General features: G+C 69.7%; 10 protein-coding genes. 5 read left to right on the top strand and 5 right to left on the bottom strand.

Features of this window, described 5'->3' with window-relative positions; genetic code table 11:
- Positions 1-71: 71 nt before the first annotated feature.
- Together Q1K70_RS12025 and Q1K70_RS12020 are read left to right on the top strand one after the other, a co-directional pair.
- Positions 72-1,151: a hypothetical protein gene (locus Q1K70_RS12025; RefSeq protein ID WP_300159767.1), complete on the top strand. Its 1,080-nt coding sequence runs from the start codon at positions 72-74 to the stop codon at positions 1,149-1,151.
- Complete coding sequence (locus tag Q1K70_RS12020) at positions 1,148-2,062, top strand: serine hydrolase domain-containing protein (protein WP_300159765.1); 915 nt, start codon at positions 1,148-1,150, stop codon at positions 2,060-2,062. The genes Q1K70_RS12025 and Q1K70_RS12020 overlap by 4 nt, the downstream gene beginning before the upstream one ends.
- 79 nt (positions 2,063-2,141) lie before the next feature.
- On the opposite strand, the gene Q1K70_RS12015 is transcribed toward Q1K70_RS12020, so the two are convergent.
- Positions 2,142-2,960, bottom strand: a complete 819-nt coding sequence (locus Q1K70_RS12015; RefSeq protein WP_300159762.1) for a hypothetical protein — start codon at positions 2,958-2,960, stop codon at positions 2,142-2,144.
- A 129-nt stretch (positions 2,961-3,089) separates the two neighbouring features.
- Positions 3,090-5,699 carry a DNA polymerase I gene (polA, locus tag Q1K70_RS12010; protein WP_300159759.1) on the bottom strand — a complete coding sequence of 870 codons (2,610 nt, stop codon included), beginning with the start codon at positions 5,697-5,699 and terminating at the stop codon, positions 3,090-3,092.
- A 242-nt stretch (positions 5,700-5,941) separates the two neighbouring features.
- Here polA and Q1K70_RS12005 point away from each other — a divergent pair, with 242 nt between their 5' ends.
- Complete coding sequence (locus Q1K70_RS12005) at positions 5,942-7,576, top strand: TolC family protein (protein WP_300159756.1); 1,635 nt, start codon at positions 5,942-5,944, stop codon at positions 7,574-7,576.
- 146 nt (positions 7,577-7,722) lie between these two features.
- Here Q1K70_RS12005 and Q1K70_RS12000 read toward each other — a convergent pair whose 3' ends face one another.
- Positions 7,723-7,908: a hypothetical protein gene (locus Q1K70_RS12000; RefSeq protein ID WP_300159753.1), complete on the bottom strand. Its 186-nt coding sequence runs from the start codon at positions 7,906-7,908 to the stop codon at positions 7,723-7,725.
- Positions 7,905-9,194, bottom strand: a complete 1,290-nt coding sequence (gene serS / locus Q1K70_RS11995; protein ID WP_300159750.1) for a serine--tRNA ligase — start codon at positions 9,192-9,194, stop codon at positions 7,905-7,907. The genes Q1K70_RS12000 and serS overlap by 4 nt, the downstream gene beginning before the upstream one ends.
- A 234-nt stretch (positions 9,195-9,428) precedes the next feature.
- On the opposite strand from serS, the gene Q1K70_RS11990 reads away from it, so the two are divergent.
- Both Q1K70_RS11990 and Q1K70_RS11985 read left to right on the top strand, forming a co-directional pair.
- Entirely contained in the window at positions 9,429-9,950 is a 522-nt protein-coding gene (locus tag Q1K70_RS11990) for a CinA family protein (protein ID WP_300159747.1), read from the top strand.
- Between the two features lie 76 nt (positions 9,951-10,026).
- On the top strand, positions 10,027-10,284 hold the full coding sequence (locus Q1K70_RS11985; RefSeq protein WP_300159744.1) for an amphi-Trp domain-containing protein: 258 nt from the start codon (positions 10,027-10,029) through the stop codon (positions 10,282-10,284).
- Between the two features lie 24 nt (positions 10,285-10,308).
- On the opposite strand, the gene Q1K70_RS11980 is transcribed toward Q1K70_RS11985, so the two are convergent.
- A partial coding sequence (locus tag Q1K70_RS11980) for an amidohydrolase family protein (protein ID WP_300159742.1) occupies positions 10,309-10,538 on the bottom strand: 230 nt, incomplete at its 5' end.

Raw genomic sequence — 10,538 nt, 5'->3', positions numbered from 1 at the left:
GCCCCCCCCCCCCCCGCCCCCCCCCCCCCCCCCCCCCCCCCCCCCCCCCCCCCCCCCCCCCCGCCGGAGGCATCTTCACCACGCACATCGTACGTGAAATCGCCACGCCCCATGGGGCGACGGCCTATACGCCGCAGGCGGCGGGCGCGCCCGTGGAGGGCGACGCCACCGGGCTGACCTACGGCAGGTATTTCGGGGCGCTCGAAGCCTTCGTGTCCGAGGACGGGTTCGCGCCCCTGCGGTGCGCCCTGGCGGCCCTGGGCCGAAAAGACGGCCTCGACGGCGCGCGCGAGGTCGTGCTGCGGGCCGAGAAGCACGGCGCGCTCTACCATCCGGCCAGTTGCACGGTCCGTTTCCCGGACGGCGAGGTCAAATGCTGCGTCAACGTGGCCGCCGCGCCCGTGGCCGTGGCCTGCCTGGAGGCCGAAAGCGGCCTGCTGGAGACGTTGCGGGAGCGCTTCGCGCCGGAATTTCTGCCGCGTCCCCTGGCCTGCGCCCGGGTGGAGGGCCTGGGCATGCTGCTCGAGGAGTGGTTCGCCGGTTTCCACGAATTCCACCAGGACGGCGCGGGCCGGGTGCGGCTGTGGGATTTCGACGCCGGCGAGCGGCTGCTCGACGCGGCCGAGGCGGCGGCGCTCTACGGCGAGGCGGCCCGCATCCTGACCCGCTGCTACGATCCGGCCACGGGCGCGTCCATCGGCCCCTGGCACCACGCGGCCGGGGATTTCGTGGCCCGGGCCGGCGCGGACGGCTTGGCCGTGCGCCTCGTCACCGTGCGCGGCCACGGCGCGGCGCGGGCCTTCACCGAGGCCGGGCCCATGGCCGAGCGCTTGGCCGGGCTGTCCTTTTTCGCCAACATGACCATGCGGGCGCGCCTGGACCGGGTGGACGGCGTGGGCGCGCTCGTCCTGGCCGAGGCCGGCGTGGTCGAGGCCATCGTGTCCGGGTTCGCCCGGGCTCTTGGCGAGCGCGAGGACGTCGGCGACGGGGGGCTGGGGCTTCTCGACTTCCTGGGCTCCTTTTGCGCCGAGGAACTGGCCGGGGCCGGGATCCAGCTGATGGAGCCGTGTCCGGCCGAGGAGCGGGCGCTCCTCGAGGCCGCCTGGCCCGGGCATGCGGCGGCCCTGGTCGCGGGCCTGGCCCGGATATGACCGCCGAGCCTCCCGCGCCGCGAGTTCTTTCCGCCGTCGTGGAGGCCTCGGGCGAGGCGCGGGGCGACGCCTCTTCGGCCGTCGTGCCCTGGTGGAGCTTCACCAAGACGCTCATCGCCGCCTGTGTGCTGCTCCTCGCCGAGAAGGGCCGTCTTTCCCTCGACGACCGGCTCGGGGAGCATCCCTTCACCGTCCGCCACCTGCTCGCCCACCGCTCTGGCCTCGGCGACTACGGCGGCCTGCCCGAATACCGCCAGGCCGTGTCCCGGGGCGACGCACCCTGGCCCGACGCGGCGGTACTGGCCCTGGTCCCGCCGCGAAACCTCCTTTTCCCGCCCGGCGAAGGCTTCGCCTATTCCAACGTCGGCTACCTGCTGCTGCGCCGTCTGGTCGAATCGGTCACGGGCGAATCCCTGGGCGCGGTCCTTTCCCGGCATGTGCTGGGGCCTCTGGGGCTTTCCGGGTCGAGGTTGGCCGAGGGACCCGAGGATATGGCGGCGACGGCCTTCCCCGGAACCTGGGGCTACCATCCCGGCTGGTGCTGTCATGGCACGGTCGTCGGCCCGGTCGCGGAGGCGGCCCTGGCCCTGCACCGGCTGCTGCGCGGCGATCTGCTGTCGCGGGAGTCCCTGGCCGCTCTGCGCCGGCCCTATGCCCTGGACGACGGGGTGGCCGGGCCGCCCTGGCGGCAGGCCGGCTATGCCCTGGGGCTCATGCGCGGCACCCTGGCCGACGCGACGCTTTCCCGTCATGCGGCGGTTCTGGGCCACGGCGCGGGAGGGCCAGGCTGCGTGGGCGGCGTCTACCATGCGCCGCGGGCCCGGGGCGGGCGCACCGTAGCCGTCTTCACCGACGCGGCGCAGCCCGGCGCAGTGGAAACAGCCGTGCTCGAACTGCTGACCACGCCCTGAAAGGCGGCGGGGCTTTTCCCGAGAGGATACGGCAGGCGCGGCGTTGGGGCCTGCCGGGCGAAGCGGCCGAGGCGGAAGGTCAGGCCGCCGGGGAGGAATTGGCCAGCTGCTTCTCGGCGGCGGCCAGGAGCTTGGCCGCGTCGGTCAGGCGGGCGTCGGCGGCCACGGCCCGCTTCGCGGCGCCCAGGGCCTCCTTCCAGTTGCCGAGCCGGGCCTGCACGTGGGCTATGGCCTGATCGAGCAGCGGGGTCTTGATGCCCTTGCCGGCGGCATCGGTCAGGATGCGTTCGGCAAGCTGCCATTCGTCGGCCTTGCCTGCGGCGGTCAGCAGGAAGTCGTAGGCCCGGGAGTTGTCCGGGGCCTCCTCGATGGCCCTTTTGACGTATTCCAGGGAGGCCTTGAAATGGCCGGCGTCGATGAGCTTTCCGGCGAGCAGGGGGAAAAGGCCTTTCTCGTCCACGTAATCGGCCACGGCGGCGCGGAAGTTGCGCTGGGCCTCCAGCAGGTTGCCCTCGGCCAGAAGCTTGCTGCCCTTGATGATGGCGTGGTCGATGCGCAGCTTGCGCTCGCGCATGGTGTCGAGACTCTCGCGGGCGATGTCCTCTTCGACCTTCTGGCTCAGGTTGACGAGAAAGACGGCCAGTTTGGGCTCCTGCCCCTTGGCGTAGGGGATGCCGTTGGGCGCGTACTTGAGGACGCGGGGGAGCTTGCTCAGGTTGCCGAAGGCCTCGCGCAGCTGTCCCTCGATGGACATGCGGTCCGTCCCGGGAAGCTTGACGGAAACGAAGGCGCGCAGGGCTTGCGTCACGAGCTGCACGGCGCGCAGCTCCTCGTTCTTGGCGTAGGCCGCCTTGGCCCTGGCCAGGTCCTCGCGGATGGATTTAGCGGATGGGGGCATGGCCTGCATTCCTTACGACGGCAAACGGTTGCACGGGCCGGCGACGGCCTTGGCACGACAAGGCCGGCCGGACCCGAACTCCTTTGAGGATAAGAAAGTTTCCCGGCGATGGAAAGCCCTGCCGCGCCGTCAATGCGCTTCTCCCCAGGTCGGGCCCACGCCCCAGTCCACGACCAGGGGCACGGCCAGGGACACCACCCCGGACATAAGCGCGGCCAGGCGCGCGCCGGCGGCTTTGGCCTCGCCTTCAGGCGTCTCCAGCAGCAGTTCGTCGTGGATCTGCAGCACCAGGACCGCCCGGAGCGAGGCGAGCTGCGCATCGCCGTGGGCGGCCAGCATGGCCATCTTGATGATGTCGGCCGCGCCGCCCTGAACCACGGTGTTGATGGCCTGCCGCCGGGCCTGGGAGGCCAGCTGGGAGTTCTTCGAGCCGATGTCCGGCAGGGGGCGGCGGCGTCCGGCCAGGGTGGAAACGAAGCCGTTGGTCCGGGCCCCGTCCACGATGCCGTCGTAGAAGGCCGAAAGGCCGGGCAGACGCTCGAAATACTTGGCGATGAAGGCCTTGGCCGCGTCGAGCTTGATGCCGAGGTCGCGCGAGAGCTTCTGCGGCCCCATGCCGTAGAGCAGGCCGAAGTTGATGGTCTTGGCCTGGCGGCGTTCGTCCCGGGTCACGTCGGCCTCCGGCTTGTCGAAAAGCAGCGACGCCGTGCGGGCGTGGATGTCCGCGCCGTCGGCAAAGGCCTTGAGCAGCGCCGGCTCCCCGGACAGGTGGGCCAGCACCCGCAGTTCGATCTGGGAATAGTCCGCCGCCACCAGCAGGTTGCCCGGGCCGGCGACGAAGCATTGCCGCATGCGCCGGCCGAGTTCGCCCCGGATGGGGATGTTCTGGAGGTTGGGGTTGGAGCTGGAGAGCCGGCCCGTGGCCGTGGCCAGGTTGTTGAGGGTGGTGTGGATGCGGCCCTTGGCGTCGGCCAGCCGGGGCAGGGGATCGAGATAGGTGGAGCGCAGCTTTTCGAGCTTGCGAAATTCCAGGATGCGGTCCACCAGCGGATGCGCCCCGGCCAGGCGCTCCAGGGCTTCCTGGGAGGTGGAAGCCGCGCCGCCCGGGGTCTTGCCTTTGGGGGTGAGCCCCAGTTCGCCGAAGAGGATGTCCCCGAGCTGCTGGCTGGAGCGGGGATTGAAGGGCCGGCCGGCCAGCCGGTGCAGGTCGGCCTCGATGGCCGTGAGCTTCTGCGACGTTTCGGTCCCGAAGTCGGCCAGGGATTTGACGTCCACGCCGATGCCGGCCCGTTCCATGGCCACGAGCACGGGCACCAGCGGCAGCTCCAGCCGGGCGACCAGTTCCGTGAGCCCGGCCGCCTCCAGCCGCCCGGCCAGGACGTCGGCCAGACGCGCCGCCGCCCGGGCCGTGTCCGTCGGGGCCAGGTCCGCCGCGTCCACGGACGGGTCGGAGAAAAGCAGGTCGCGCAGGCGGTCGAAGCCGTAGTTGCGCTGTTCCGGATTGAGCAGGTAGGCGGCCAGCCCCAAATCGAACCAGGCGGCGAGGGGAACGGTCTCGAAGGCCGTATCAAGGGAGAGCAATTCCTTGACCGAGGGCACGGCCACGCGCCGCGCCTTGGCCAGAAGCGGGGCCAGCTCGGCCGGGGCGGCGTCCGTGGCCAGTTCGTCGTCGCCCAGGGACAGGGCGAAGCCCGAGGCGACGGGCATAAGGGCCAGGCGGCGGCCGGAAAGTTCAGGCAACTCGCCCACGGGAGTCAACGGAGTCGTGACCGGCTTGGCCTCGGGCGCGACGTCGAAAAGCGATGGCCGGGTCGGGTCCTTGCCCTTGACCGGCCTGGCCGGCGGGGCCGCGCCGGCGGCCAGGGCCTCGGCCTCGCGGGCCAGGGTCCGGAACTCGTAGGTTTCGAGGAACTGGCGCAGGGCCTTGGCGTCGATGGGCCCCAGGGCCGTGTCGTCGAGGGTCGTTTCGGGCAGGATGTCCGTGCGCAGCCGGGTGAGTTGCCGGTAGGTGAAGACGTCCTCCAGGCGCGGCTCGATCTTGGCCCGGGCGGCCGGCTTGAGCTCGCCCAGGTGGTCGCGCAGCGTCTCAAGGGTGGGGAAGCGGCGCAGGATCTCCAGGGCGGTCTTGGGCCCGACGCCCGGCACGCCCGGGATGTTGTCGCTGGTGTCGCCGACCAGGGCCTGCAGGTCCGGCCAGGAGGAGGGCGCGATCCCGGTCTCGGCCGTGAAGTCGGCCTTGGTCACGAGTTTTTCCGCCTTGCCCGAGGGGTCGTAGAGCACCACCGCCTCGGCCAGGCACTGTTTGAGGTCCTTGTCCGCGCCGACGATGACCACCGGGCGCTGCCCGCCGAAGCGGGCGGCCAGGCTCGCGATGCCGTCGTCGGCCTCGGCGGCCTGGGGCACGATGACCGGCACGCCGAGCAGCGCGAGTCCCTCGAGCAGGGGAGGGACCTGCCGGGCCAGGGGCTCGGGCATTGTTTCCCGGTTGGCCTTGTAGTCGGCGTAGATGTCGCTTCTGAAAGACGGCCCCCGGCCGTCCAGGAAAAAGACCAGGTGGCTGGGGGATTCGTCGCGCAGCAGCTTGAAGAGCAGCCGGAAGATCATGAAAAGGGCGTTGGTCGGAAACCCGTCCGAGCGGGCGATGTCGCCGAAGGCGTGGTAGCCGCGGTAGAAGAAGGCGCTGCCGTCCACGAGGAAGACGGGGGATCGGGCGAAGCCGAGTCGTTGGGCCAGTGTCATGGGGCTCCTTCGCTGGCGGCGCCGGGGCCGCGTCGCTGGCCGGTTTTACGGCAGGGCGGCTTCGGGCGCAACCGGAGGTGTCATGGCCTCGACAACACTCCCTGAAAGGGGTAGGAGGATAGGATTGGATGGCTTGTTTGTCAGTTTGGTGAATGCGTGTTCACAACGCTATACATTGAAGAATAATTGTATTATCGGAAATTGCCCGACTCCGGGTAATCGCCGGCATGGAGATGGATGCAATGATTCCATTCGCTAAGCGCAGGTCCCATCTGGTGTTGTTCGCGGGCGTGCTCGCGGCCAGCCTGATCGTCGCCCAGGGCCTGGCCCGGGCGCAGGACGCGACCGCCCCCGCAGCCAACGACCGGGTGGCCCAGCGCTATACGCGCCAACCCAAGGCCGATGCCGCCAGCCAGGCCGCGCCCGCCAGCGACGGCCTCGACGTCAAGATCCAGAAGATCCCGCTGCCCGATTTCGTCAAGGAGCAGCAGACCGATCCGGCCCTGACCCAGCACACCCAGAGCGGAGCCGGCTCCCCGGCGGCCGAGGGCGATCCCATCGACATGGAAAAAAGCGTCAAAAGGGGCCTCGACGCCAACCCGCAGATGCAGTCCGCCCGGGCGCTGCTGGCCGGTTCCGAGGACAGCCGCCGCCAGGCCATGTCCAATTTCGGCTTCGTGGGCACGGTCAGCTACGCCTTCCAGCGTACCGACTCTCAGGTCGTCGGCGCCACGACCCAGACCCTCCCGGCCAACCAGGTCCTCAACAACCTGATGGGCACGTCGCTTTCCACCTCGCGCTACGTCAACGCCCGCAGCGGGTATTGGCAAAACATCTACCAGTTCCAGCTCCAGGCCACCCAGCCCCTGTTCACGGGCTTCAAGCTGCTGAGCACCTACCAGAAGGCGGCGCTCCAGAAGGACTATTCCACGGCCAACATCAGCTACACGGAACTGTCGCTGATCAAGTCCGTGCAGCAGGCCTTCCTGACCCTGCTCCAGGCCCGGGCCAACGTGCAGAGCAACAAGGACTCCGTGGCCCGGCTCGAATCGCAGTACAAGGTCGCCCAGGCCTATTACGACGTGGGCCTCAAGCCCCGCCTCGACGTGCTCCAGGCCGAATCCGACCTGGCCCAGGCCGAACAGGACCTGCTCAAGGCGCAAAACGCGGTGCTGGTCCAGACGGCCCAGCTCAACTCCCTGCTCAACCTGCCGCTCAACCAGCAGACCAACTACGTGGGCGAGCTGACCTACCTGCCCTTCACCATGACCATTGAGGATTGTCTGGACACGGCCTACAAGCAGCGGCCGGACCTCTACATGGGCGTCAAGTCCGTGCAGATGGCGGAGAAGGACGTGAAGATCGCGGCCAGCACCTTCTATCCCCAGGTGCAGGCGCAAGCCACCTACACCAAGCAGGGCAACGATCCCGGCCTGGAACTGCGCGACATGTCCGGAGCCACCACTCCCGAATCCAGCACCTTCGCCATCACCGCCTCCCTGCAGGCCTGGGACTGGGGCTCGACCTTCTTCGGCACCCAGGCCGCCCGGGAAAGCGTGAAGAAGCTGCAGGCCGACCTGGCCAACCTGCGCCTCAACGTCGGCTATCAGGTCAAGACCTGCTACCTCAACATCCAGGACGCGGCCAAGCGCATCTCCGTGGCCCGCACGGCGCTGGAGGCCTCGCGCGAAGGCTACCGCATGGCCGTGGCCCGCTACCAGGCGCAGGTCGGCACCAGCACCGACGTCCTCGACGCCCAGGCCCGGGTGAGCACGGCCGAATACAACCTGACCCAGGCCCTGACCGACTACCAGAGCGCCCTGGCCGACATCTACGTGGCCATGGGCATCAAGAATCTGAGCCTGGCCTCCAACTAGGCTGCCGGGGTCGCCACGAACAGTAAAAGGGCGGAAGGCCATGGCCTTCCGCCCTTTTTGTTATGGCGGCGGATGCAGGAGGCGTCGCCCCAGCCCAGCCTCCCCCTTTCGGGGTGGCCAGGAGGGGAGGCATTTTCCCCTCTTCGCTATCTTCCCTTGCGCTTGTCGATGGCCCGGCGGGTGAGTACGGCGAAAAAGCCGCCCACGAGCCCGAGGATCAACCCCCGGCGGATGTCCATGAAGAAAAGTCCGCCGATGACGCCGACCGCGCCGCCGATGAGCAGCCCCCGCTTGAGGGCCTCCAGGAACGCCTGACGCTTTTCGCTGTTCATGACGCCTTCCCCTCGGGCTCGATGGCTTCGACGCCGCCCATGTAGGGCACCAGCGCCCGCGGCACGGTCACCGAACCGTCCTTTTGCAGGTAGTTCTCCAGGATCGCGGCCATGGTGCGGCCGATGGCCAGGCCGGAGCCGTTTAACGTATGCACCAGGGCCGTCTTCTTGCCGCCCTCGGGCTTGAAGCGGATGTCCGCCCGGCGGGCCTGGAAGTCCTCGAAATTGGAGCACGACGAGATCTCGCGGTACTTGTTCTGGCCCGGCAGCCAGACCTCCAGGTCGTAGGTCTTGGCCGAGGAAAAGCCCAGGTCGCCGGTGCAAAGGGCGATCACGCGGTAGGGGAGCTCGAGCTTGCGCAGGATCGTCTCGGCCTGGGCCGTGAGTTTTTCCAGCTCGTCGTAGGACGTGTCCGGGTGGACCAGGCGCACGAGTTCCACCTTGCCGAACTGGTGCAGCCGGATGATGCCCTTGGTGTCCTTGCCGTAGGAGCCGGCCTCGGAGCGGAAGCACTGGGTGTGGCAGACGTAGGCCAGGGGCAAGGCCGATTCCGGCAGCACCTCGCCCCGGTGCAGGTTGGTCACCGGCACCTCGGCCGTGGGGATGAGGTAGGAGGCCATGCCCTCGAGCTTGAAGAGGTCGGCCGCGAACTTGGGCAGCTGGCCCGTGCCGAGCAGGCTCTCGGCATTGACGATATAGGGGGTGGCCACCTCGACGTAGCCGTGCTCGGCGATGTGCGTGTCGAGCATGAAGGCGGCCAGGGCGCGCTCGAGGCGGGCCAGACCGCCGCGCAGCACCACGAAGCGCGCGCCGGACAGCTTGGCCGCCCGCTCGAAGTCGAGCCCGCCGAGCGAGACGCCCACGTCCTGGTGCTCGCGGATGGGAAAATCGAAGGCGCGCGGCGTCCCGACCATGCGCACCACGGGGTTGTCCGCTTCGCCCGCCCCGTCCGGGGTGGTGGCGTGGGGGATGTTGGGCACGCCGAGCAGCCAGTCGGTCACCTGGGCGTCCACTTCCTTGGTCTTTTCGTCGAGGCTCTTGATTTCTTCGGAAAGCCCGCCGAGGCCCGCCAAAATTTCCGAGGCGTCGCCGCCCTGGCGCTTGATCTTGGCCACTTCCGCCGAGGCCGCGTTGCGCTGGCCCTTCTTGCGCTCCACCTCGGTGATGATCTCCCGCCGCCGCTCCTCCAGGGCCAGGAAGGCGGGGAGGTCCAGGGGAAAGCGCCGCCGGGCCATGCCGTCGGCCACGGCTTGCGGGTTTTGGCGCACGAATTTGAGGTCCAGCATGTCTCGCTCCTTGTGATGGCGGTCGGCAAGGCCATGTACGCGGGCCGCGTTTGCCGCGTCAAGGGAGGCGGCGGCGGAAGGGAGGAGAGAATGCCTGCCTCCGGCGGCCGGGGGGCATGATGCCCCCCGGACCCCCTCGCTGGGAGAAAAGTGGGGGAGACGGCGGGGCGGTGACAAGGGAAAATAATTTGGATAGTTGGGCGGAAAGGTACCCGGGAGGACAGGAGGGGGAACATGGAGGAAAGATTGCGAGATCTGGCCGGTCGGCTCGGCGAAGCCCTGGCGGCCCGGGGATGGATGCTCGGCTGCGCCGAGTCGTGCACGGGCGGGCTGCTGGCCAGCGTGCTCACGGACGCGCCCGGCGCCTCGTCCTGGTTCACCGGCGCGGTGGTGGCCTACGCCAATGCGGTCAAGCGCGACGTGCTGGGCGTGTCCCAGGACACCCTCGACGCCAAGGGCGCGGTCAGCCGCGAGGCGGTGCTGGCCATGGCGCGCGGGGCGCGCGGCGTCATGCGCGCCGACGTGGCCGTGGCCATAAGCGGCGTGGCCGGGCCTTCCGGCGGCACCCCGCAAAAGCCCGTGGGTACGGTCTGGATGGCCTGGGAAGGGCCTGACGGCGTGGCCGTCAAGCGCTTCCAGTTCGACGGAGACCGCCTGGCCGTCAAGCGGCAGGCGGCGCGCGAAGCCATGGCCGGGGTCCTGGCCATGGCCACCGGCTCGGGAATCGGGGGCGACGCGGAAGCCATGCGCCCGTAACCGCGCCGACCCCGGCCGGACACCCGGAAGCGGTAGGACGCGCCATGGCCGCCGGCAGGCGGCCGGGAGGCGCGTCATGAGCACGAAAACAGCCCGCCTGGGCGGGGTGATGGGCGTTTGGGAGGCGGCGGACAGGCTGGAGCGCCTGGCCCGGGAACTGCGGGCCGGCAGCCTCGGAGTCACGGCCGGGCGGATGTCCATGAACCTGTCCCCGGCGGTCATGCTGGACGTGGAGATCCGCGCCAGCCAGGGCGGCGACCGCGAGGGCCTGGACGTGCGGCTGTCCTGGCGTCCCCACCGCCCCGAGGCCGCCAGCCTGCGCGGCGAATTCTAGCCCGAGCTTTTTCCGGGCGCGGGCCTATTGCCCCTGGTAGACCGTCTCGCCGCCGACGATGGTGCGCGTGACCACGACGTCCTTGATCCGCTCCTTGGGCACGGTCAGCAGGTTGTCCGAATAGACCGTCATGTCGGCGTACTTGCCGGGCTCGATGCTGCCCTTGACGTCGGCCTCGCCCATGGACGCCGCCGCCCAGGTCGTCCACATCCGCAGCGCCTCCTCGGGCGTGACCGCCTCCTCGGGCTCGAAGA

Source organism: Solidesulfovibrio sp. (genome assembly GCF_029978005.1).
In the GTDB taxonomy this organism is placed as follows: domain Bacteria; phylum Desulfobacterota; class Desulfovibrionia; order Desulfovibrionales; family Desulfovibrionaceae; genus Solidesulfovibrio.
The sequence above is the reverse complement of the archived record's forward strand: the minus strand, read 5'-3'. Positions and strand labels throughout refer to the sequence as shown.